Origin of the sequence: Salinicola sp. RZ23 (assembly GCF_003206675.1) — a bacterium.
Classification (GTDB): Bacteria; Pseudomonadota; Gammaproteobacteria; order Pseudomonadales; family Halomonadaceae; genus Salinicola; species Salinicola endophyticus.
The window spans coordinates 198,844-222,227 of record NZ_PZJK01000013.1 but is presented as its reverse complement, the minus strand read 5'-3'; the positions used below and the strand labels follow the sequence as shown (position 1 = coordinate 222,227).

The 23,384-nt window shown below is 65.4% G+C and carries 20 protein-coding genes; 6 read left to right on the top strand and 14 right to left on the bottom strand.

All coding sequences use genetic code 11. The features are described from left to right. The first annotated feature begins 2 nt into the window (after positions 1 to 2). On the top strand, positions 3 to 572 hold the full coding sequence (locus tag DOM67_RS13525; RefSeq protein WP_110676779.1) for a tail fiber protein: 570 nt from the start codon (positions 3 to 5) through the stop codon (positions 570 to 572). 19 nt (positions 573 to 591) lie between these two features. Here DOM67_RS13525 and DOM67_RS13520 read toward each other — a convergent pair whose 3' ends face one another. After that, entirely contained in the window at positions 592 to 894 is a 303-nt protein-coding gene (locus DOM67_RS13520) for a hypothetical protein (protein ID WP_110676778.1), read from the bottom strand. 70 nt (positions 895 to 964) lie between these two features. Here DOM67_RS13520 and DOM67_RS13515 point away from each other — a divergent pair, with 70 nt between their 5' ends. Continuing rightward, positions 965 to 1,456 (top strand): GNAT family N-acetyltransferase, encoded by a 492-nt coding sequence (locus DOM67_RS13515; RefSeq protein ID WP_110676776.1) that lies wholly within the window; start codon positions 965 to 967, stop codon positions 1,454 to 1,456. A gap of 7 nt (positions 1,457 to 1,463) precedes the next feature. Here the strand turns inward: DOM67_RS13515 and DOM67_RS13510 are convergent, their stop codons facing one another. From DOM67_RS13510 to purM, 5 genes are all read right to left on the bottom strand, one after another. Continuing rightward, positions 1,464 to 3,557: an efflux RND transporter periplasmic adaptor subunit gene (locus DOM67_RS13510; RefSeq protein WP_110676774.1), complete on the bottom strand. Its 2,094-nt coding sequence runs from the start codon at positions 3,555 to 3,557 to the stop codon at positions 1,464 to 1,466. Beyond that, positions 3,557 to 4,873, bottom strand: a complete 1,317-nt coding sequence (locus DOM67_RS13505) for an HlyD family efflux transporter periplasmic adaptor subunit (RefSeq protein WP_110676772.1) — start codon at positions 4,871 to 4,873, stop codon at positions 3,557 to 3,559. Before DOM67_RS13505 ends, DOM67_RS13510 begins: the two co-directional genes overlap by 1 nt. Beyond that, on the bottom strand, positions 4,870 to 5,649 hold the full coding sequence (locus DOM67_RS13500) for an efflux RND transporter periplasmic adaptor subunit (RefSeq protein WP_110676770.1): 780 nt from the start codon (positions 5,647 to 5,649) through the stop codon (positions 4,870 to 4,872). Before DOM67_RS13500 ends, DOM67_RS13505 begins: the two co-directional genes overlap by 4 nt. A 281-nt stretch (positions 5,650 to 5,930) precedes the next feature. Then, positions 5,931 to 6,677, bottom strand: a complete 747-nt coding sequence (gene purN / locus DOM67_RS13495) for a phosphoribosylglycinamide formyltransferase (RefSeq protein ID WP_110676769.1) — start codon at positions 6,675 to 6,677, stop codon at positions 5,931 to 5,933. Continuing rightward, complete coding sequence (gene purM / locus DOM67_RS13490) at positions 6,674 to 7,768, bottom strand: phosphoribosylformylglycinamidine cyclo-ligase (protein WP_110676767.1); 1,095 nt, start codon at positions 7,766 to 7,768, stop codon at positions 6,674 to 6,676. Before purM ends, purN begins: the two co-directional genes overlap by 4 nt. Positions 7,769 to 7,905: 137 nt before the next feature. Between purM and DOM67_RS13485 the strand changes: the two genes are divergently transcribed. From DOM67_RS13485 to DOM67_RS13470, 4 genes are all read left to right on the top strand, one after another. After that, positions 7,906 to 9,000, top strand: coding sequence for an AI-2E family transporter (locus DOM67_RS13485; protein WP_110676765.1), 1,095 nt, complete (start codon positions 7,906 to 7,908; stop codon positions 8,998 to 9,000). After that, complete coding sequence (hda, locus tag DOM67_RS13480; protein ID WP_110676763.1) at positions 9,000 to 9,701, top strand: DnaA regulatory inactivator Hda; 702 nt, start codon at positions 9,000 to 9,002, stop codon at positions 9,699 to 9,701. The genes DOM67_RS13485 and hda overlap by 1 nt, the downstream gene beginning before the upstream one ends. A gap of 201 nt (positions 9,702 to 9,902) precedes the next feature. Beyond that, positions 9,903 to 11,645 (top strand): methyl-accepting chemotaxis protein, encoded by a 1,743-nt coding sequence (locus tag DOM67_RS13475; protein ID WP_198651810.1) that lies wholly within the window; start codon positions 9,903 to 9,905, stop codon positions 11,643 to 11,645. A 584-nt stretch (positions 11,646 to 12,229) separates the two neighbouring features. Continuing rightward, positions 12,230 to 13,978 carry a methyl-accepting chemotaxis protein gene (locus DOM67_RS13470; RefSeq protein ID WP_110676760.1) on the top strand — a complete coding sequence of 583 codons (1,749 nt, stop codon included), beginning with the start codon at positions 12,230 to 12,232 and terminating at the stop codon, positions 13,976 to 13,978. A 359-nt stretch (positions 13,979 to 14,337) separates the two neighbouring features. Here the strand turns inward: DOM67_RS13470 and DOM67_RS13465 are convergent, their stop codons facing one another. The 8 genes from DOM67_RS13465 to DOM67_RS13430 all read right to left on the bottom strand — a co-directional run bounded on the left by DOM67_RS13465 (position 14,338) and on the right by DOM67_RS13430 (position 23,355). Then, positions 14,338 to 15,642, bottom strand: coding sequence for an FAD-binding oxidoreductase (locus tag DOM67_RS13465; protein WP_110676758.1), 1,305 nt, complete (start codon positions 15,640 to 15,642; stop codon positions 14,338 to 14,340). Positions 15,643 to 15,792: 150 nt separating this feature from the next. Then, a complete protein-coding gene (locus DOM67_RS13460) occupies positions 15,793 to 16,338 on the bottom strand; it encodes a glycine zipper 2TM domain-containing protein (RefSeq protein ID WP_110676756.1) in 546 nt (181 codons plus the stop codon). Positions 16,339 to 16,766: 428 nt separating this feature from the next. After that, complete coding sequence (locus tag DOM67_RS13455) at positions 16,767 to 17,828, bottom strand: spermidine/putrescine ABC transporter substrate-binding protein (RefSeq protein WP_110676754.1); 1,062 nt, start codon at positions 17,826 to 17,828, stop codon at positions 16,767 to 16,769. Between the two features lie 70 nt (positions 17,829 to 17,898). Then, positions 17,899 to 19,263: a glutamine synthetase family protein gene (locus tag DOM67_RS13450; RefSeq protein ID WP_110676752.1), complete on the bottom strand. Its 1,365-nt coding sequence runs from the start codon at positions 19,261 to 19,263 to the stop codon at positions 17,899 to 17,901. A gap of 76 nt (positions 19,264 to 19,339) precedes the next feature. Next, positions 19,340 to 20,413 carry a spermidine/putrescine ABC transporter substrate-binding protein gene (locus tag DOM67_RS13445; protein WP_110676750.1) on the bottom strand — a complete coding sequence of 358 codons (1,074 nt, stop codon included), beginning with the start codon at positions 20,411 to 20,413 and terminating at the stop codon, positions 19,340 to 19,342. 98 nt (positions 20,414 to 20,511) lie between these two features. Next, positions 20,512 to 21,309: an ABC transporter permease gene (locus DOM67_RS13440; RefSeq protein WP_110676748.1), complete on the bottom strand. Its 798-nt coding sequence runs from the start codon at positions 21,307 to 21,309 to the stop codon at positions 20,512 to 20,514. Further along, a complete protein-coding gene (locus DOM67_RS13435; RefSeq protein ID WP_110676747.1) occupies positions 21,306 to 22,235 on the bottom strand; it encodes an ABC transporter permease in 930 nt (309 codons plus the stop codon). The genes DOM67_RS13440 and DOM67_RS13435 overlap by 4 nt, the downstream gene beginning before the upstream one ends. Before the next feature lie 10 nt (positions 22,236 to 22,245). Then, positions 22,246 to 23,355, bottom strand: coding sequence for an ABC transporter ATP-binding protein (locus DOM67_RS13430; RefSeq protein WP_232825258.1), 1,110 nt, complete (start codon positions 23,353 to 23,355; stop codon positions 22,246 to 22,248). Positions 23,356 to 23,384: the final 29 nt, after the last annotated feature.

Here is a 23,384-nt window from a genome sequence, read left to right as displayed (position 1 = left end):
CAATGGATATCGACAGCTATATGGGGGTTATCGCCCCCTTTGCCGGCAACTTCGCGCCGCGCGGCTGGATGATCTGTAACGGACAGCTCTTGTCGATTGCCCAGTACTCGGCGCTGTATTCGCTGTTGGGCACGATCTATGGCGGGGATGGCCGCACCACCTTTGGTTTGCCCAATCTCAACGGCAGAGTGGCCATGGGAGGCGGTCAATATCGGGAGGGTGCTATGGGCGGGACGGAGAGAACCACGCTGCAATATTATAACCTGCCTGTGCACGAGCACGCCGGGACTGCCCATGCGGACGTTACCTGGCAGGCAACAGCGACGCCAGCCGATGCTAGCCAGGCCTCGGCGAACGCCACGCTTGGGCAGAGCGTGGGTGCTTCTGGCCGTGATCCGGCAACGGTGCAGATCTACGCGCCGGCGTCAGGCACGGTAGGGCTGCCTGCGCAACTGCAAGTGGGTGCGCAACTGGCTGTCAGTGGTCAGAACCAGTCCGTGGACATCCTGCAGCCGGTATTGACGTTGACGCAGTGCATCTGTATCGAGGGGATCTATCCCCCTAGGTCGTGATCGCTCGCCACTATCAGGCCTAGTTGAACTGGGCCTGATAGTGGCGCAGGCCGTCCCCCGGGGAGACGATCGGGCTCAGGTAGAGCAGGTATTCAAGACCGCTCGCGCTCTTGAGGCGGTACTGGGCCTCCAGCAGCATGACGTTCATGGGGCTGGTGAATATCAGCGCGAAAGGTTGGCGGTGACCACCGTTCGTACCCGTGCCCTCCACCAGTTTGTGAAGTGTCAGTTGCACCGGGTAGGGCACGGTTTCTGCTGTGAACACCTGGCCGATTTCCGCATTGAACGCTTCGGCTGTCAGGCCTTGGGTGTCGATGAGCATGCAGTCACTCTTTTTATGTATTACATAGTGGGATGGAGGCTTTAGCCATGACAATAAAGTATATCAGCCCATGGCCGAGATAAAGGCTATCGCGAACCTGCAGCGCCGCGTTGCCAATGAGACCGATGGCCCGTGGTTACGTCAACTCTTCGCTCAGTTGCGCGGGTTATTGCCGGACTTGCAGGCCACCTGTCCTGAATTACTAGAGCAGCAGTGGCAACTACAGCGCCGAGTTTTTGCCAATCATTATCCGGATGCTCGCACGGAGGTCGTACTGATCGACGCTCAGCCTGTCGGGTCGCTCACCTGGCACGAGGGGGCGATATCCATTCGCTTGCTGGATATCGGCCTGGAAGCGCGCTACCGCAGGCAGGGTCTGGGCGAGCGACTGCTGAAGGAGCTGATCGACTATGCCGATCTGCAGGGCAAGGCGCTGGAGCTGGCGGTGATGCGGCATAATCCCGCGCTGCGCCTGTACTTGCGCTTGGGGTTTTACGTGCAATCCGGTGGGCAGGACGATGTCCAGCTACAGATGCGTTGTGAGCCACAGCGATCGCGCTGATCCCGCTTCAGAAACCGCTTTCCCGCACACCGAGCGCCGCGATCCGCCGCCAGGCAGCGCCCAGCAGGGACTGACGCTCACCCTCGAGCAGCACCATGCCTCGCAGGGGATGATCGGGGTGGGTGGATTCACCGAGCAGCGACAGGCGGACTCCATACTGTGCCTGTATGGGCTCGGCGTGGTGCTGGGCGTCGCGGCGCACGGCGATGGGGCCGCCGTGGTCCGAGCTGAGTGCTTCCTGTTCCAGGTAGGCGACGCCGGTGGCATCCACGTCGTCCAGGCGTACCGGCATGGCAGAGCGCATCGGGTCATCGGCGATGAAACGCCCGCTGTTGCCGGCCTCGACCCGCCAGAGATTCTCTTCTGCCAGGTAGCCGCGCAGGCGCAGCCCGGGTTCGACGATACGTGCCAGCGACTCGGCAGGATGCAGCCAGCGGCCCACGCTCAGGTCGCGTTGCAGATCGCGCACCACGCCGGCCTGGGGTGCCCTCAGTTGCAGGCGCTCACGTTGCGCGGCGAGGCCACGGTATTCGGCCACGGCCTCGGCCAGGCGCTGTTCGAGAACGCCGGCATCGGCTGCCGTTTCGCTGCGAGCCGACAGACGGCGCAGCTGGAGCTGCAGAATCTCTATCTCGCGGCGGCCGATGGCTTGACGCGAATCCAGATCGGGTGACGCCAGTTCCATGATCAGGTCGCCGGCCGCGACAGGCTGCCCATCCTGTACGTGCAAGGCCTTCAGGCGTGCGGCCACCGGGGCGTGCAGGGCGTGGGTGCGGGAGGCTTCGAGCAGGGCGGGTATCTCCACCGAGCTGCGCCAGGGCACGACCAGCACCAGCAGTATTGCGCCCAGCCCCAGGCCGGTGAGCAGCGTCTTGCGTGGGTCGGCCTGCTCGCGGCGTTGCCACCACTGCCTCAGTTCACGCCAGATCGGCAGGCCGATGAACCAGAGCAGTTCCACCAGCATCAGAAAGATGCCGAGCACCTTGAAGAATAGGTGATAGACCGCTAACGCGATGCCGAGGAACAGGATTGCGCGCCAGATCCACGCGCCATAGCCCCAGATCAACAGGCGTTTGCGCATGGCCGGCGTCCAGGGCTCGGGCGCCGATTCGCCATAGCCGAACAGCGCTTCACGCAGGCGCCAGCGGCACAGGGCGAAGGCGCGCTGCTGCAGGTTGTCCACACCCCACAGATCGCTGATCAAGAAATAACCATCGAAGCGCATGAAGGGGTTGAGGTTGATCACCAGGGTGGTGATCCAGGTGGCGCTGGCCAGCATGAAGGCCGAGGTACGCAGTGGGCCATCGGGCAGTAGTGACCAGGCCAGCAGCGCCAGCACCGCCAGCAGCAGCTCAGCGAGCACGCCGCCGGCGCCGATCAGCAGGCGCGAACGACGCTCACGCACCCGCCAGGCATCGCTGACATCGGTATAGAACATGGGCAGCATGACCATGAAGGCCAGCCCCATGCTCTGCACTCGACAGCCCGCGCGTTTGGCCATGAAGGCATGACCGAACTCATGGCAGAGCTTGGCGAAGGTCAGCGCCACGCCGAAGGCCAGGGCGCCGCCGAGGCTGAACAGGTGCGGGAAGGTGGTGAGAAAGCGCTGCCAGTCGCGGATCACCAGGAACAGGCCCAGGGCGAACACCAGCGGCAGCCCCCAGCGCAGCAGCCAGGGGCCGTGGCGTTCCAGCACCGGCCAGGCACGATTGAGAAAGGGGTCCGGGCGCCACAGCGGTATGCGGAAGAACAGGTACTGGTGCAGCACCCGCTTCCACGGGCTCTGGCGTTGGGCGGCGGCTTTCATGGCATAGCTGGCACGCTGCTTGTCATCCAGGGCGGCGACCAGATCGTGCTGGCTGAGAAAGCTCAGCATCTCGGTCAACTCGTCTGTACCAAGGGGCAGGCCGGGCTCAGCGTTGGCTGCCGCCAGCACGCGCTGTGGCTCGCCCAGCGCCCAGTGGCGCAGCAGGCGCACGGCAGCGGCGCCGAGCTTGAAGTAGCGCCCGCGTAGCGGGTCGGCCAGGGTCCACTGCGGCGCGCCATCGAGGCCGGAAGCGGCCGGCGAGAGCTGCAGATCGGGGCGCAGCGCGGGCAGCATCACAGACCCAGGCTCTGGCGTGCGGCGGCCAAAGGCCGGCGCAGCAGGTAGTAGGCCAGCGGCGCGCGGTCACCAAACAGCTTGGCGGTGCCGCGCAGGCCGACACGTGGCGATGCTGCGATGAAGGCGGCATCGAGACGATAGGCCAGCTGCCCGGCAGCGGTGCTCTGTGCCTCATAGGCGGCGCGCTCCAGCCGCGCCGTATGACGGTGTAGCGGGTCGCTGTCGAGGAACAGCGCCACCTCGGCGCCGGGCTGCAGGGCGATGGCATCCCCCACCGGCAGCTCGATGCGCAGTTCGGCCCGGTTCGGGTCGGCAATCTGCATCAGCCGCTCGCCGGTCTGGATCGGTTTGCCGGTCAGGCGCTCGGCGTCGGCGAACACGGCGATCCCCTCGCGTTCGGCGCGTACCTCGCTGCGTGCCAGCAGCTGCTGGGCATAGTCGCGCTCGGCGCGTTTCTGCTCGACGCGTGCGGCCAGCAGATCCAGGCGGGCGCTGGACTCGGCATCGACGAAAGCGCGCTGGCTGTTGGCCTTGAGTTCGGCTTCGGCCACGTCCAGTGCGCGTTCGGCGACATCGGCCTGGGCCTTGAGGCTGGTGGCCTCGAAGCGCACCAGCAGGTCGCCAGCCGCAACGCGCTGGTTGGGTTTGACCAGGAACTCGGCGATCACGCCATCGAGTGGCGCGGCCACCACGCGACCGCCCAGCGGTACCACCTCGGCGGGGGCCAGCACCGACTGGCGTACCGGGATCAGCAGCAGCAGGCAGAGTGCCGCCGCCACGGCCAGCAGCTTCTTGCGCGGCCAACGCAGGCGCCAGGACTTACGCGGTTGCAGCGCCAGCCAAGCGTGGGCATAGGTGTCTGCCAGCTGGGCCAGCAGGGCGTGCTCGGCGTCGTCGAAAGGCCGGTCACGGGCCAGCCACAGGCCGCCGAAGATGTCGCCGCTGCGATTCTTCAGTGGCAGCCAGTAGGCGTGCGGGGCGGAGAGAGCGTTCATGTCGAGACGTATCTGCTCGCCTAGCTGAGCGGGGTCGACGTTATGGCTCTCGTCCAGTCGATTTTGCTTGTGCAGGGCCCCGACCGCACGCTCGACGAAGGCGACGAAGGGAGCGTGCGGCTCCACCACGCTGACGCCGGTCAGCGCCCGCACCTTGCCGGCGATCAGCAGAGCGGCGTGACGAAAGCCGAACAGCGCCTGGCCGTCATTGACCATGGCGAAAGCCAGCTGTTCGGTGCTTGCGGCTTTTCGCGCTTGGCGTTCGAGGCCGAGGAACTGCGCGAAGACGCGCTCGGGTGTGGCTGGAGACACGCTCACGGCGACGCCTGGAACCGTGCCGTGCCGCTCATGCCGGCCAGCAGGCCCTTGGCATTCTCGGGCAGGCTGCCGATCAGCAACAGGGTCTGGCTGCCCTCGTCGATACGCGCGCCGAGGCGTTTGATCTTGGCCACGAGGGGGTGGCCGGTCTCGTCGGGGATGAAGTCGAAGGTCTGCCCCGGTTGCAGGCGGCTGAGCCAACTGGAAGGCACCAGCAGGTAGATCTCCAGCGTGCTGTTATCCACCACCTCCAGCAGCGGTGTGCCGCTGGCGACGCTCTCGTGGGGCTGCGCGCGACGCCGCACTACATTGCCGGCGAAGGGCGCGGTGACGCTGCAGCGCTTGACCTGCACCTGATACACCTGGGTCTCTGCCTGGGCCTGGGCCTGACGGGCTTCGGCCAGGGCCACTTCGAAGCGTCCGACCGAGTTGAGGGCAGCAAGCTGCTTGTTGTGATTCAGTTCTTCACGGGTGGCGCGGGCGGCGGCCTGGGCGGCATTGAGCTGAGCCTGGTAGGCGCTGCAGTCGAAGCGTGCGAGCAGATCGCCCTTGGCGAAGCTCTGGCCATCGCTGTAGGGCATCTCGACGATACGCCCAGCCAACTCGCTGCTGATCACCGCATGATTGTGGGCGCGCAACACGCCGCGTACCTGGCGCTCGCCGTCGCTGGTGGTGTTGTCGAGGGGGCCAAGCAGCGAATCCTCGGCCCAGAGCGCAGGGCTCAAGCAGAGCGCGAGAAGACCGAGAGTCAGCCAGCGGGCAGAGCGAAGCAGCATGTCACACATCCTTGCCTGATAGATTCGTAGTCTATGGCAGGGGAAGGGTGTGGCAAATTCATCTAAAGACGACAAAAAAGGGGGTTATTCGTCGTGTTCGTGAGGGGTGTTCAGGTCGAAAGTTTCAGATGCCTTGAAAATCGCCAAGCGTGCTTCGAATGTGTTCCTGGGCGCGCAGCTGCCGCCGTTCGGTTCAGTGCCGGGTGCCCGATCTCGGGCTCCCGGCGTGAACTCGGGCAGCTATCGCGGAGATCGGGCGACTGGGGCGGATGCCTAAGCGCTCACTCCAGATCCTCGTCGAGCTCCTCGGCGGCATCCTCATGGGACATGCGCAGGCCGTTCGGCGGCAGCGGCATGTTGTCCAGCGTTACCGTGCCCTCGGCGCCGAGTTTGATTCGGCCTTCGAGGAACCAGCGCACGGCGATGGGGTAGATCAGATGCTCGCGGGCATGGACCTTGTCGATCAGGGCGTCGAGATCCTGTCCGGGTTCGACCTTGACCGCGGCCTGGATCACCACCGGTCCGCCATCGAGCTCTTCGGTGACAAAGTGCACGCTGACACCATGTTCGGCGACGCCATCGTCCAGTGCGCGCTGGTGCGTGTTCAGGCCCTGATAGGCGGGCAGCAGCGACGGGTGGATATTGAGCATCCGCCCGCGGTAGTGATCGACGAACATCGGCGTGAGAATGCGCATGAAGCCGGCCAGCACCACCAGATCGGGGTCGTGGCGATCGATCACCTTGATCAGCGCGGCGTCGAAGGCCTCGCGGGAGTCGTACTCCCGGTGCGGCAGCGCCACAGCATCGACACCGGCATCCTTGGCCCGCTTGAGGCCGTAGGCGTCGGCCTTGTTGGAGACCACCGCCACGATCTCGCCGCCCAGCTCGTCATGCGTCTGGGCATCGAGCAGCGCCTGCAGATTGCTGCCGTTGCCGGAGATCAGCACGACCACGCGGGGCTTCTCGGCGGCCGCGGCCTCGAAGTCGTTCAACGTGTCCTGATGGGGGGAAGGGTGCTCTGCGCTCATGCCGGCAGGTTCTCCAGCTGCACGGCGTCGTCACCCTCGCCGCGGGTGACGATCTCACCCAGACGATGGACCTGCTCGCCGGCCTGTTGCAGGTGGGCGATGGCGGCGTCGGCCTGGTCCGCCGGCACCACTACCACCATGCCGATACCGCAGTTGAGCACCCGGTACATTTCGTGCTCGGCCACGTTGCCCTGCTGCTGCAGCCAGTCGAACACGGCCGGGCGCTGCCAGGTGGTGACGTCGACCCGCGCGGCGAGGTCGTCCGGCAGTACCCGTGGCACGTTCTCGAGCAGGCCGCCACCGGTGATGTGCGAAAGCGCGTGCACGGCCACGTCGCTGTCGCGAATCAGCGAGAGCAGCGGCTTGACGTAGATGCGGGTCGGCGCCATCAGCAGGTCGGCGAGCGGCTGGCCCTCGAGGGTGGCATCGAGCTGGCCGCCGCCCACTTCGAGAATCTTGCGGATCAGCGAGTAGCCGTTGGAGTGCGGCCCGGAGGAGGCCAGGCCCAGCAGCACGTCGCCGGCAGCGACCCGGCTGCCGTCGAGAATCTCGGATTTCTCCACTACGCCGACACAGAACCCGGCCAGGTCGTAGTCGCTGCCTTCGTACATGCCCGGCATCTCGGCGGTCTCGCCCCCCACCAGGGCGCAGCCGGCCTGGCTGCAGCCCTCACCGATACCGGTCACCACGTCGGCGGCGATATCGACATCCAGCTTGCCGGTGGCGTAGTAGTCGAGGAACAGCAGTGGCTCCGCGCCGGCGACCACCAGATCGTTGACGCACATGGCGACCAGGTCGATCCCGATGGTGTCATGCTTGCCCAGGTCCATCGCCAAGCGCAGCTTGGTGCCGACCCCGTCGGTGCCGGAGACCAGCACCGGCTCGCGGTAGCCGCTCGGCAGCTGGCACAGCGCACCGAAGCCGCCCAGGCCGCCCATCACTTCCGGCCGCGAGGTACGCTTGGCCACGCCCTTGATCCGCTCGACCAGCGCGTTGCCGGCATCGATGTCGACACCCGCGTCCCGGTAGGTCAGGGAGGGGGAGCTGGACGAACGGGGCGCGTTCGAAGAATCGGGAGAGGAGCGCGTCATAGGGGACCTTTCTCGCGGAGCCGGGGAGACGCTGCGGGTGACTCAGCGTCCCGCCAATGAATGGGGGTGATGTTCAGCGGGGCGCATTGTAGCATTGCCTACATCCTAGCGGGCAGTCAGGGAATGGCGAGAGCGCGATGAGTAAACTACAGATAGGCGGGTTGATCGGTACCGCGCTGGCCGTCTGGCTGCTGGTGCTGCTCGAGCCGATCCTGATGCCGTTCTTCGTCAGCCTGATCCTGGCTTATCTGGGCGATCCGGTGACCGACTGGCTGGAGGCACGGGGGCTGTCGCGACGGCTCTCGGTGAGTCTGGTGTTTCTGCTGCTGGCGCTGGTGATGGTCGGCAGCCTGCTGGTGCTGCTGCCGATGCTGGGGCGTCAGCTGGGGCAGCTGCTCGCAGCGCTGCCCGAGGTGCTCAACTGGGTGCAGACGACGGTGCTGCCGGAAGTGCGCGAGCTCACCGGCGTCGATTTCAGTGCCGACTTCGATCAGCTGCGCAACGCCTTGATGAGCAACTGGCGCGAGACCGGTACTTACGCCGCGGCCTTTCTCGCCCAGGCCTCGCGCTCGGGGCTGGCGTTCGCGATCTGGATCGGCAACCTGGCGCTGATTCCGGTGGTCACCTTCTATCTGTTGCTCGACTGGGATCGGCTCAAGGGCTACGTGCGCGAGCTGCTGCCGCGGCATGTGGAACCTCGGGTCACGGCGCTGGCGGTGGAGTGCGACGAGGTGCTCTCCGCTTTCCTGCGCGGCCAGCTTCTGGTGATGCTGAGTCTGGGCGTGATCTACGCCGTCGGTCTGAGTGTGGTGGGGCTCAAGTTCGGACTGCTGATCGGCCTGATGGCAGGGCTGGCGAGCATCGTGCCCTATCTCGGCGTGATCGTCGGGGTGCTCACCGCCGGGGTGGTGGCGTTCTTCCAGTTCGGTGAGTGGCTGCCGCTGGTGGGCGTGCTGGTGGTGTTCGGTATCGGCCAGGTGGCCGAGAGCACGCTGCTGCAGCCGCTGCTGCTGGGCGACAAGATCGGCCTGCATCCGGTGGCGGTGATCTTCGCCGTGCTCGCCGGCGGACAGCTGTTCGGCTTCACCGGCATCCTGCTGGCACTGCCGATGGCCGCGGTGATCATGGTGCTGCTGCGTTTCGCCTACCATCGCTATCGCCACAGTCGCCTCTATGATCGGGCGCGGGTCGAGGCGCCGGCGGAAGGCTGGGACGGGGAGCAGGAGAGCTGATGCGCCCGGGACCTGCACAGCTGCCGCTGGGCGTTGGTCTACGCGACGACGCCACCTTTGCCAACTATTTCCCCGGCGACAACGCGCCGCTGGTGGCTCACCTGGCGTCACAGCGGGAGAGCGCCGGCGAGCCTTTTCTCTACCTCTGGGGAGGCAGCGGGGTAGGCTGCAGCCATCTGCTGCAGGCGGCCTGCCATGCCGCCGACGCCGGTGGCCAGCGCGCGCTCTACCTGCCGCTGGACGCGCTGGGGCACTTCCCGCCGGATATCCTCGAAGAGCCCGAGCGGCTCGATCTGCTGGCGATCGACGACCTGCAGCTGGTGGTCGGGCGCAAGCGCTGGGAGGAGGCGCTGTTCCACGGCTTCAACCGCCTGCGTGACGCCGGCAAGCGGCTGGTGATCGCCGCCGATCGCTCACCGCGTCAGCTCGATATCAAATTGCCGGACCTGGCCTCGCGCATGACCTGGGGCATGGTCTTTCACGTCCAGCCGCTGGACGATGCCCAGCGACTGGGCGCGCTGCAACTGCGCGCCCGAGTCCGCGGCATGCAGCTGCCCGACGAGGTCGCGCGCTATATCCTGCATCGCGGCCCGCGCCAGCTCGACCAGCTCTCCGAGATTCTGGCGCGCCTGGATCGCGCCTCGCTCTCCGCCAAGCGCAAGCTCACCATTCCCTTCGTCAAGCAGGCGCTGGAGTGGTGACGCCTACCGCGCTGTGTGTCGCTGACATAGGGCGTTCGTCGCTCCGGATGTCAAAGTTTAATTAAGTTCTGTGTGCTGCCGCCGATATTGGGGCTGGCCCGTGCTCCTACGTGCATGAGGCACCCCACGTATCACGACAGAACTCTCGGCAGGTCGCAATGGCGCTCTCAGGGAGTTCCCGCTATGGCCAGGAGGGCCATCATGAGCACATCGAACACTCCCTCGCGCCGTCTGGCGTTTAGCCTGCAGACCAAGGTCCTTGCCTTGGTATTGATACCCCTGCTGCTGCTCAGCGTACTGTTGGTCACTTTCAATATCTTCAAAACGCATCAGGCCAGCGGTGCCGCTCTGGAGTCGCAGCGTCAACGCCTGACATCCGACCGCGAGCAAGCGGTGAGGTACGTGGTCGAGACGGCCAAGTCGGCGATCATGCCGCTGGTCCAGCACCCGCCCAACGGCGATGTGGCGGCGGCAAAACGCCAGGCCGAGGCGCTGATTCGGGCTATTTCGTTCGAGGGCGACAACTACGTCTTCGTCTACGCCTACGATGGCACCAATCTGGTCCAGCCGCGCCAACCGCAACTCGAAGGCAGTGACATGAGCCAGGTGCGCGACGCCGAAGGCAACCACATCTTCTCGCATATGCTCGAGACCGCGCGTCAAGGCGGAGGCATCTATCGCTATCTGTGGCGCAACCCTGCCACCGGTGCCGACGAGCACAAATACTCCTACGTCGAGGGTATCGATGCCTGGGGATGGGTGATCGGTGCCGGCGTCTACGCCACCTCGATCAATCGGGAAATTGAGAGCGCCGAGGGCGAAGCCACTCAGCATCTGCAGGCATCGATCTGGGAGTCGATGTTGCTCGGCGGAGCCGCGATGGGTATCGCGGCCCTGCTCACGGTCTGGCTGGTGCGGCGGCTGCTCGGCCCGATCCGGCGTACCGCCGCGGCGATGGGCGATATCGCCAATGGCCAGGGCGACCTGACACGCCGCCTGAACGTCGACAGCCGCGACGAGGTGGGTGAGCTCGCCACCCAGTTCAACGCTTTTGTCGGTCGCATGCAGGAAGCCCTGCGCGACGTGCGCTCGAGCACCCGCAGCGTTCATGCAACTTCGTCCCAGATCGCCGATGCCAGCGGTGAGCTGGCGTCGCGCACCGAGCAGTCGGCGGCGAGTCTGCAACAGACATCCGCGTCGATGGAGGAGATCACCACCACGGTGGCGCATGCCGCCGATTCGGCCGCCCAGGCGAGTCAATTGGTGCAGTCGACCAGTCAGGTGGCTCAGGAGGGTGAGCAGGCGATGGCTCAGGTCGAGGCGCGGATGACCGAGATCACTGAGTCGGCGGCGCAGATCGAGGAGATCATCGGGTTGATCGATTCCATCGCGTTCCAGACCAATATCCTGGCGCTGAACGCCTCCGTCGAGGCGGCGCGCGCCGGCGAACATGGACGCGGCTTCGCGGTGGTGGCCAACGAGGTGCGCTCGCTGGCGGGGCGTTCGGCAGAGGCGTCGAAGAGTATTCGCGAGCTGATCACACGTTCGGCCGAACATACCCGCAGCGGCAGCGAGCTGGTGAATCGGGCCGGGACCACCATGCGCGAGATCGTCAACAGTGTGAACCGGGTCACCGATGTCATCGGTGAGATCAGCGCCGGGGCCAAGGAGCAGAACAGTGGCATCGCTCAGATCAATACCGCGGTAGCGGAGATGGATGCGATGACCCAGCAGAACGCGGCCATGGTGCAGCAGTCGGCAACCGCAGCGTCCGACCTGCAGCAGGAAGCCCAGCGCCTGCGCAGCCTGGTTGACACCTTCGTGCTCGGCGGGGAGGCCGAGGAGGGCGCGATTAAAGCATCGGTGTCAGGGCCGAGAGCTGCCCGCGCTGAATTGGCCACGCTGAAGAGAGAAGGCGCCGAGGGTGAGTGGGAGACATTCTAAGCGCTGTCTGAAGAAACGGCGAGCGATGGCAGGACCGGGGCGCGTAGCTAAGGCGAAAATTGACGACAGACGGACCGTGCTGGCGCTCCCGTTTACGAGATGTAAATGAGCATATTACTCGCTCCGCTCGCCCTTCGGGCCGTCCTAAGGACGTTCTGAACGTTGTTCAGCGAGTCAATGTTTAGCGCCGTATGGGCGAGCGCAGGCCTTTTTCAGACAAAGCGTAGCGCGGCGCCAGCCCGAGTCACCTGTGAGTACGGAGAAAGGACGGCCCCGTCGCGCTGTCGGCGGGAGTGTCTTGTCATCGTGGTGTCCAGGTCGATGTCGAGCAGGTATTTGCCGCCGCCTGGCAGGTGCATTCCGATATACAGGGCGCGGCAGAATGGTGGCCTGGGGCAGGGGGCTAGCGACTAAAGTTGATTCAAGTTAAATCAATGGTCACCGATATCGACCTTGGTGGGCGCGTGATTCTGCCGGGTTGAATCGTTTGGGTGTGTCGTTAGCGGCGAGGTATCGGATTCTGGCCGGGAGGGTCACGCGTCGCTGGATCTCACTCGATAACTCCAACGACCGAGAGCGTACGCATGAAGGCACCCTCCGTTTTGCACGCCAGACACGCGTTCAGCCTGCAGACCAAGATCGTGGCGCTGACGCTGATACCGCTGTTTGTCATCATCGTGGCGCTGGTGAGCGTCAATATCGTCTCCAACCTCAATGACAGTCGTCGAGATCTGGCCGAGCAGCGGCGATTGTTGATCGACAGTCAGGTCAAGGCGGTCAAGGGCATCGTCGATCTGGCCAAATCCGCCATCACGCCGCTGGTCGAGAACGCCGGCAGCGATCCTCAGGCCGCCCAGACCAAGGCGCGCGATCTGCTGCGCGGGCTCTCCTTCGACGGCACCAACTACATCTTTGCCTATACCTTCGATGGCACCAATCTGGTGTTTGCCCCCGACACCAAGAAGGAGGGGACCAATATGCTCGGGGTGACGGACGCCGATGGTAACCATGTCATCGCCGACCTGATCCGGGTCGCCCAGCAAGGCGGGGGACGCTACAGCTATCTGTGGCCCAATCCCGGCACCGGCAAAGTCGAGCGCAAATACTCCTACGCCGAGAGCATCGACGGCTGGAACTGGATGATCGGTGCCGGCATTTACGCCACCTCCATCGATCAGGCGATGGCGGCGGCAGAGGCCAAGGCGGCGAGCAATCGCCACGCCATGCTGTGGCGCTCGTTGCTGCTGGGGGCCGGGGGTGTGCTGCTGGCGGCGCTGATCGCCAGCGTGCTGGTGCGGCGGTTGCTAGGTCCGATTCGGCGCACCGCCGAGGCGATGGGGGATATCGCCAGCGGCCAGGGCGATCTGACCCGCCGCCTCGCCGTCGATAGCCGCGACGAGGTGGGCGAACTCGCGACCCAGTTCAACGCCTTCGTCGGGCGCATGCAGGAAACACTGCGTGACGTGCGCTCGAGTACCCGCAGCGTTCACGCAACGTCGTCCCAGATCGCCGATGCCAGCGGCGAGCTGGCGTCGCGCACCGAGCAGTCGGCGGCGAGCCTGCAGCAGACCTCCGCCTCGATGGAGGAGATCACCACCACGGTGGCACATGCCACCGATTCCGCCACCCAGGCGAGTCAACTGGTGCAGTCGACCAGCAATGTGGCGCAAGAGGGCGAGCAGGCGATGGCCCAGGTCGAGGCGCGGATGAGCGAGATTACCCAGTCGGCGGCGCAGATCGAGGAGATCATCGGGCTGATCGATTCCATCGCCTTCCAGACCAATATCCTGGCGCTGAACGCCTCCGTCGAGGCGGCGCGCGCCGGTGAGCACGGGCGCGGCTTCGCGGTGGTGGCCAGCGAGGTGCGCTCGCTGGCGGGGCGTTCGGCGGAGGCGTCGAAAAACATTCGTGAGTTGATCAAACAGTCGGCCGAGCATACCCGCAGCGGCAGCGAGCTGGTGAATCGTGCCGGAACCACCATGCGCGAGATCGTCGACAGCGTGAACCGGGTCACCGATGTCATCGGTGAGATCAGCGCGGGAGCCAAGGAGCAGAACAGCGGCATCGCTCAGATCAATACCGCGGTGGCGGAGATGGACGCGATGACCCAGCAGAATGCCGCCATGGTGCAGCAGTCGGCGACCGCAGCGGCCGATTTGCAGCAGGAAGCCGAGCGCCTGCGCGGCCTGGTCGATACCTTTGTGCTCGGGGAAGACGTTGCGGAGGAAGCGGTTGTGGCACCCGATACTCAGCCGAAATCCGCCAACGTGCAGCCGGCATCGCTAACGGCCAAGCGCAGTCACCAAGACGAAGAGGCGTGGCAGACATTCTGATCCGAGGGTAGATCTTAGGTTCTGCACGAAAAGTCAGCGAGCGAAGGCAAGACAAGGCAAAAATCGGCGAAAACGCGGAGTTTACGGGGTGTAAATGAGCATTTTACTCGCTCCGCTCGCCCTTCGGGCCGTCCTTCGGACGTTCTGAACGTTGTTCAGTGAGCCGATTTTTAACGCCGTATTGCCGAGCGCAGTAGTTTTCGTACAAAACCTAGCTCGAGGGGCGGCCAGTGGCCGCCCCTTGCGTTTGCCTGCCGAGTCTGTGAATCAGGTCTGACTCTTGGCTCCGAGTCAGACCTGCATGTCGACCCGTGATCGATCGCTATGGCGCTGGCGGCATGCCCGCCAGGCAAGGAGTATCACCAGCCGAGCTGGTCGCGCATCCGGTAGTACCAGGCGCCCAGGGCCGTCAGCGGCACGCGGAAGAGGCGGCCGCCGGGGAAGGGGGTGTGCGGCAGGTTGGCGAAGGCGTCGAAGCGCTCGAGCTCACCGCTCAGCGCCTCCGCCATCAGGCGTCCGGCCAGATGGGTGCAGGTCACGCCATGCCCGGAGTAGCCCTGAGCATAGTAGACGTTGTGGTTGATACGGCCGAACTGCGGCAGTCGGTTGAGTGTCAGCAGGAAATTGCCGCTCCAGGTGTAGTCGACCTTGACCCCCTTGAGCTGGGGAAAGGTCTTCTCCAGATTGGGTCGGATCACTGCTTCGATACTCGCCGGGTCGTGGCCGCCATAGGTGACACCGCCGCCGTAGATGAGCCGGTTGTCGGCCGAGAGGCGGTAGTAGTCGAGCAGATAGTTGCAGTCCTCGACGCAGGCGTCGTTGGGCAGCAGCTCGCGGGCGGTATCGGCGTCCAACGGCGCGGTGGCCAGCACCTGGGTGCCGCAGGGCATGCTCTTGCCCTCGAGCTCCGGCAGCAGGCCATTGAGATAGGCGTTGCCGGCGACGATCACGCGTTCGGCGCGGATCTGCCCCTGGGCGGTGCGTACCATCACCGGATCGCCGTGCTGGATCTCGACCACCGGCGAGTGCTCGTGGATCACCCCGCCGAGGGATTCGAAGGCGGCGGCCTCGCCGAGGACCAGATTGAGCGGGTGCAGATGCCCGCCGGAGTGATCGAATAGCGCGCCCACGTAACGTTCGGAGCCGATCTCGCGGCGGTAGCTCTGGGCATCGAGCAGCTCGAGCTGGCGGTGGCCGTAGCGCTCCCACAGCGCCTTGTGCTCGACCAGCCCCTGCATCTGCTTGTCGCTGCAGGCGGCGAACAGGTTGCCCTCCTTGAGATCACAGCGAATGTCGTAGTCGGCAATGCGCGAGCGGATGATGCGATTGCCTTCGAACGCCATGCTGCCCAGCGCCTGGGCGGTGGTCTGGCCATACTTGGCCTCGATCACGTCCATGTCGCGGCTGTAACTGTTGACGATCTGCCCGCCATTGCGCCCCGAGGCGCCGAAGCCAATGCGTGTCGCCTCCAGCACCACCACACGCAGGCCCCGCTCGGCCAGGTGCAGTGCCGACGAGATACCGCTGAAACCGCCGCCGATCACGCACACATCGGCGCTGATCTCGCCATGCAGCGGCGGGCGTTCCGGGGCTGGGTTGGCGGAGGCGGCGTAGTAGGAGTCGACATGCCGATCAGGGAAGGTCGCAGCAGAGGCTTGGGGCACGATGGCGGGCTCGCGTGTTGAATTTATTCGACGAATGAAAAGAGGGTAGCCGGTCGCGCTGCGCGGCTCAACCGCCACTGCCCGGATAGACGCAGACCGCGCCGACAGAAGCTGCCGGCGCGGTGGGAGGGAGCGGGGTGAGCGGGGGCGTCAGGCGCCGCCGGCGCTCTGCCACTGGGGCTCGCCATTACGCATGGAGACGCGTTCGCCCTGGGGTTTCTTGTCGAGCTTGGCCTCGTGGACTTCACCGTCGTAGCGATAGCGCACGTCGTAGCCGACGGTCTCCTGTTTGGTGTCCTTGACCGTGTTGCAGCGCTGTTCTGTGGTGGTGTAGGTGTCGCCTTGCTGCATCTGTCCCTGGACCTGATTGCCGGCGATACCACCACCCACTGCACCGGCGGCCGTCATGATTTTCTTGCCACTGCCGCCGCCGAACTGGTTACCCACCACGCCGCCGACGATGGCGCCGATGGCGGTGCCGGCGATGCGGTGCTCGTCCTGCGCCGGGCGGCGATGGGTGACGGTCACCTCGTGGCACTCCTGACGCGGGGTCTCGGAGGTCTGGGTAATAGGATCGACGCTGATGATGTCGGCGTACTGCGGCTGGCTGTCACCGGACTGGTAGGCACCAATGGCAACGCCGCCGGCGACGCCGAGGGCGGCGATGACACCGCCGATGATGATCGATTTCTGCATGAGTTTGCTCCTCTTGCGGACCGGCTCGTGTTCCGTCGAGCCAGGGACGGAAACCTCGCGGTTTGCGCTGATCCCAGGTACTGGTAGCGAGTACTGACAGTGACTACTGATAGTGAGTACCACTGGCGAGGGACGCGCTATCTATGCGCGTGTCGTTCGTCGCTCACGTCCAGGTGAGCCGACGCGCCAGGGGCGACGTCCTTGTCCTGTTGGCGGCGCACCGCCTTCCTTCGGTGGCAGCGGCGTGGGAGACGCCACCACTCGATAGGCTCAGTGTAGGTCGGGCGGCGACGAAGAGAAGGGTGCAACGGATTGTTGAACGCTGTTTTCATATTGACAAACAGGCGTCTGCAGATCGCGACACTTGGTGTGAAAGCCCCGTCTGGCGGGGCTTTTAGCGGTTGAAGGCGAGTGCTCGGGCGCGCGCCTCAGCGGCTGCGCGCCTCGTTGGCCAACTGCTGGAGCAGCTGCAATTGGTCGCCCTTCAGTTGTGGTGCTGGCGTCAGCTTGGCGCGCTGGGCGTCGCTCAGCTGCGAAGCCTCACGCAGATCGGCGTCGAGCAGTGGCAGTGCCGCCTGGTTGGGCGTGCGGTAGTAGGCGTAGGTCGCCGAGCGTGCGGCATTCTCCGGGCGCAGCATGAAGCTGATGAAGTCGCGCGCCAGCTGCGGATGGGGCGCACGCTTGGGGATCACCAGCGTATCCACGCCGAGCTGGGACCCCTCTTCCGGAATGAAGAACTTGAGCTTGCCATAGGTCTCCGGTGCATCCGCCTTGCGATAGTCGAGATCGCCGCTGTAGGTGACAGCGGCACGGGTCACGCCGCGGGCGATCTGGTCGATGGCCGCGGTGCTGTCGGCGAAGCCGCTGAAGTTGGGGCGATGCAGGGTCTGGCTCACCAGCTTGGCGGCGGCGATCCAGGCGTCGCGTTGGGTGCAGTCGAAGCCCTGGCCCTGGTAGGCGCAAGCCATGCCGAACAGCACCTGCGGGTCGCCGCCGAGCAGCGCGAAGGGCTGGTCCGGATTGATCTCGGGGTCGAGCAGCAGCGACCAGGAGTGGGCCGGGTCGGGGAATACCGTGCTGTCGTAGACGATCCCGGTGACGCCCCACAGGTAGGGCACGCTGTAGGCGTCCTCGGGGTCGTAGCTGGGATGACGGAAGGCCGGCATCAGGTTGTCGCGCCCCTCGATGCCGTCGCCCAACGGCTGGATCAGGCCGGCCGCCGCCAGCCTTGGCACATAGTAGTCGGTGGGCACTACCACATCGAACTGGGCGTCGCCGCCGGCGACCAGTTTGGCGAACATCTCGGCGTTCGAGGTGAAGTAGCTCTGCACCACCTCGACGTCGTACTGCTGCTCGAAGTCCTTGATCACGCCGGGGTCGGCATATTCGGTCCAGTTGAAAAGGTAGAGCTTGTCCGGCGTCTGAGCCTGGACAGCGGCGCTCAGCGTCAGGCAGAGCGTACTCAGGCAGAGGGCAGCGGTCGGGCGCATGCGGTGTCACCTCGTGTCGAGGCGGCCGCGCGACGCAGCCAACAGTGTGTCGCGCGGCCGCCGGTGGGGGTCAGACCCGCAGCAGCAGGTGCTCGCGCTCCCACGAGCTGATGACCCGGAAGTAGGCCGAGTGCTCGGCGCGCTTCACCGCCAGATAGCTACGGGTAAAGCGTTCGCCCAGCAGGTCTGCCAGCGGGGCGCACTCGCTCAGCGCATTGAGCGCTGGGCCGATGTCGTCTGGCAGGGTATGCCCCATCGACCAGGCCGAGCCCGTCAGCGGCGGGCGCGGCTCGATCTGCGAGAGCATGCCGAGATAACCGCAGGCGAGGGAGGCCGCCATCACCAGATAGGGGTTGGCGTCGGCGCCCGCGAGGCGGTTCTCGACCCGCGTGCCGGGCGCCGGGCCGACCGGCACGCGCAGGCCGACGGTGCGGTTGTCGTAGCCCCACTCGGTGTTGATCGGCACCGAGCTGTTGCTGCCGCCAGGCATCAGCCGGCGGTAGGAGTTGACGTTGGGGGCGAAGAACGGCATGGCCGAGGGCAGGTACTGCTGCAGCCCGCCGATATAGTGGTGGAACAGCTTGCTGGGGGTACCGCCGCTGCCGGCGAACAGGTTTTCGCCGCTGTCGCGGTCGAGCAGGCTCTGATGCAGATGCATCGAGCTGCCGGGTTCGTTGGCCATCGGCTTGGCCATGAAGGTGGCGTACATGTTGTGGCGCAGCGCGGTCTCGCGCAGGGTGCGCTTGAAGATGACCACCTGGTCGGCGAGACGCAGCGGGTCGCCGTGGCGGAAATTGACCTCCATCTGACCGGCACCCTCTTCATGGGTCAGGGTGTCGATATCCAGCTGCTGCGCTTCGCAGTAGTCGTACATCTGCTCGAACAGCGGGTCGAACTCGTTGACCGCGTCGATGGAGAACGACTGGCGGCTGCTCTCCTGGCGTCCCGAGCGCCCGATCGGCGGCTCCAGCGGGTAGTCGGAGTCGGTATTGGTCTTGACCAGGTAGAACTCCACCTCCGGCGCGATGATCGGCTGCCAGCCGCGGGCCTCGTAGAGCGAGAGAATGTGCTTGAGCACATGGCGCGGCGAGAGCTCCACCGGTTCGCCGTTCATGTAGAGGCAGTCGTGGATGATCTGCGCCGTGGGGTCGTCGGCCCAGGGCACCAGATAAGCGGAGTCGGGGTCCGGCACCAGCTGCATGTCGAGCTCGGCCGGGTTCCAGAAGCGGATATCGTCGTCATCGGGATAGCCGCCGGTGACCGTCTGGATGAAGATCGAGTCGGGCAGGCGGGTGTGCCCGCCACGCAGATACTTGCCGGCGGGCATGATCTTGCCCTTGAGGATACCGGTGAGATCGGACACCAGGCACTCCACCTCGGTGATGCCGTGGCGGCTGAACCACTCTTCGAGCACGTGATGCGGTGTTTCGCTCATGACGCTGTCCTTGTGGCGCGCTCGGCGCCGTCTGGGAGACCGCCGACGCCGATTGGCGCCGACGGGTAACGCTTGCTTACCGCGACTGCACTTCCTGCCACAGCTGCTGGAACAGTTGCAGCTCCTGGCCGCTCAGGCTGGGCGAGAACTTCAGACGCGCCAGGTCGGCCTCGTCGGGCAGCGCCGGGGGCTGGGTCAGGTCGGCGTCGAGATAGGGCTGTGCGGCCTTGTTGGGACTGGCGTACTGGACGAAGTTGGAGAGTTCGGCGCCGACCTTGGCGTCGAGAATGAAGTTGATGAACTTGTGCGCCAGTGCCGGGTGCGGTGCCTTGGCCGGGATCATCATGTTGTCGACCCACATCTCGGTGCCTTCGTCGGGGATCATGAAGGCGATGTGCTTGAACGCTTCCGGGTTCTCGCGCTTCTGCTGCAGATAGTCACCGTTGTAGGAGATGCCGGCGCGCACCACGCCGCGCTGGATCTGCTGCAGTACCGGCGTGCCGTCGGTGAAGCCGCTGAAGGTGCCGCGGTGCTTGGTGTCGAGGATCAACTTGGCCGCCGGCTTCCACGCCTCGGCCCCGGTGCAGTCGTAACCCGAGCCGAGATAGGCGCAGGCGGCGCCCATGTTGACCTGGCCATCGCCCATCAGAGCGAAGGGCTGGTCGGTATTGACCTTGGGATCGAACAGCAGCGACCAGCTCTTGGGGGCGTCGGGGAAGACGTTGGTGTCGTAGACGATACCGCTGGTGCCCCACTGGTAGGGCACCGAGTACTGCGCGCCCGGATCGTAGCTGGGGTCGGCGAACTGCTGCATGACGTTGGACAGGTTGGGAATCTGCGACTTGTCGAGCTTCTGCACCAGGCCGCTGTCGATCAGGCGCGGCACGTAGTAGTTGGAGGGGACGATGATGTCGTACTGGGAAACCCCGCCGGCATTGAGCTTGGCGGTCATCTCCGGTAGCGAGTTGTAGTAGCTCTGGATCACCTCGACCCCGTACTTCTTCTCGAAGGCCTGGATGATCTTGGGGTCCATGTACTCCGTCCAGTTGAACAGGTACAGCTTGTTGGCGTCCTGGGCGAAGGCCGAGCTCGCCAGCAGCATGCCGCCCAGGGTCAGGGCGACGCGGGTTGTGATTGTTGTGCGCTTCATCGACGAATACCTCCGGGTGATGTCGATACCGGGCCCGGCGGGGCCCGACGAAATCGTCAGATCGCATGCGCCGGCTGCCTGGGCGCCGGCGCGCGATGTCAGTGCTGCTTGTGTCGGTTGAACATGAGGCTCAAGAGTGCCGCGATCAGCACCGCGCCGATCATCAGCGTGGCAATGGCGTTGATCTCCGGCGACACGCCGCGGCGGATCGCTCCCCAGATATAGATCGGCAGGGTGGCGTTCTCGGGGCCGGCGTTGAAGAAGCTGATCACGAAATCGTCCACCGACAGCGTGAACGAGAGGAAGAAGGCGGCGATCAGCGATGGCTTCAGCGTCGGCAGCAGGAAGAAGCGGGCGCGCTGGAACGGCGAGGCGTAGAGATCCTTGGCTGCCTCGAACAGCGTCGGGTCGAGGCCGACGAAACGCGAGTAGACGATCAGCGCCACGAACGGAATCTGGAAGGTGACGTGGGCGATGATCATGGTCAGCAGGCTGGGGCCGAGGATGCCGAACTGGCGGTCGATGCTGATGAAGAACGCCATCTCCGAGATCCCGAAGACGATGTCCGGCATCACGATCGGCAGATAGATCAGCACGATCAGCCAGCCGAGCTTGCGCGCCCGATGGCGGTACATGCCATAACCGATCAGGGTGCCGATGCCGAGCGCCAGGGTCGAGGAGGCGATCCCCAGTACCAGGGTGTTGCTGAGCGCGCTGAGCAGCTGGTCGTTGTGGATCAGCTTGTCGTACCAGCGCAGCGAAAAGCCAGCGAAGTAGGCCGAGCTGTTGGCCGCGTTGAACGAGTAGAACACGATGACCGCCAGCGGCAGGTAGAGGAAGGCCATCACGACCCACCAGAACAGTGTCAGGCCGCGGTGAAAGGCGCCACGTCTCATATCACCACCTCCTCACCGCCGCTCAGGCGCTTGCCGATCCGGCGCATGGCGAACAGCCCGCCGAAGGTGGCGAGCAGCATGATCAGTGCCCCCGCCGCCCCCAGCGGCCAGTTGGAGCCGCCGGCGAACTGGCTGGCGACCAGGTTGCCGAGCATCATGGCGCGGCCGCCGCCGAGCAGCTCCGGCACCACGTACATGCCGAAGGCGGGGATCGACACCAGCACCGTGCCGGCCAGCAGTCCCGGCAGGGTCTGCGGGAAGACCGCCAGCCAGAAGGCACGCAGCGGCGAGGCGTAGAGATCCCGCGCCGCCTCGACCAGGGCGTAATCGAGCTTCTCGAAGGCGGCGTAGAGCGGCAGCACCATGAACGGCAGGAAGTTGTAGATCAGCCCCAGAGTGACCGCGAAGTTCGACGGATAGAGCCCCATGTTGGGGCCGATCAGGCCGAAGAACTGGGCCAGCTCGGCCAGCGGCGTGCCCGGCGAGAGCAGGTTCATCCAGCCGAAGGCGCGGATGACCTGATTGGTCCAGGAGGGCACCACCACCGCCAGCAGCATCAGCGCACGCCACTTCTCGCGGCTGATCGAGATGCGATAGGCGAGCGGGTAGGCGACCAGGATCACCAGGCCAGTGGCGAGCAGGGTCTGCCACAGCGAGCGCAGCAGGGTATAGAGATTGCCCGGACTCCAGCCGAGGAAGCCGAAGCCGGCGAGCTGGCTGAAGGCGTCCAGGGTCAGCGGCATCTGCGGCTGGCCGTAGGGGCCATTGGTCATGAAGGCGACGCCGATCAGATAGAGGCTCGGCAGCACCAGGAAGACGACGATCCAGATCACGCCGGGGGCGACGCTCCACAGCAGATGGCGCGTATCCGGCGACAGCGAGCGGCTGTGGGCGGCCAGCGGATAGGGGGACTCGGGCTTGCTCATGCGCGTCTCCTCAGGCGTCGAGCCTGACGATGTCTTCAGGGCAGATGCTCACCGTTACCCGGTCGCCCACCGCGTGCAGGCGCTGGCCGAGGTTGCTGGCGGTGGCCAGCAGCACCACGCCGTCGACCTCGAGTCGGTACTCCACCCGGCTGCCGCGGTAGAGGCGCTCGCGCACCACGCCTTCGAGGGCGTTGTAGCCCTCCGGCACCTCCGGTCCCAGTTCGATCACCTCCTGGCGGATCAGCAGCATGCCGTGGCGTTCGTGCTCCGCCAGTGGCTGCTCCAGGCGCAGCTGGCCCAGTGCGGTGGTCACCCGGTCGCCGCTGACCGAGTCGATCTCGAACAGGTTGACATGGCCCATGAAGCGGGCGACGAAGGCGTTGATCGGATGCTCGTAGACGGTCTGCGGTGGGCCCACCTGCTGGATCACGCCGCCATCGAGGACGGCGATCCGATCCGACATCACCATCGCCTCTTCCTGGTCGTGGGTGACGAAGACGAAGGTCATGCCGAGGCGCTTCTGCGTCCGCTGCAGCTCCACCTGGAGCTGATTGCGCAGGCCGGCGTCGAGCGCCGACAGCGGCTCGTCGAGCAGCAGCACATCGGGTTCGCAGACCAGGGCCCGGGCCAGGGCGACGCGCTGACGCTGGCCGCCGGAGAGCTGGTTGACGCGTCGCTCCATCAGCGCGCCGAGCTTGATGAAGTCGGCGATCTCCTGCACCCGGCGTTCGCGCTCGGCGGCCGCCACGCCTTTCATGCGCAAACCGAAAGCGATGTTGTCATGCACCGAGAGATGCGGGAACAGGGCATAGGACTGGAATACCGTATTGACGCTGCGCAGATGCGGCGGGGTCGTGGTGACGTCCTTGCCGCCGATGGTCAACGAGCCCTCGTTGGGCGCTTCGAGCCCGGCAAGAATCCGCAACAGCGTGGTCTTGCCGCAGCCGGAGGGGCCGAGCAGGGTGAAGAACTCGCCGGCGTGAATGTCGAGATCGACACCATCGAGGGCGACGGCGTCGCGCCCGAACCGTTTGTGCAGGTTGCGCAGGGCGATCGCCGAGGCGTCACGCACCCGTTGGGTGTCGACGGCGTCGGGCTCGGCAGAAGGAGACACAGTCATAGGTCGCGAGATTCCCATACCCGGTGGTC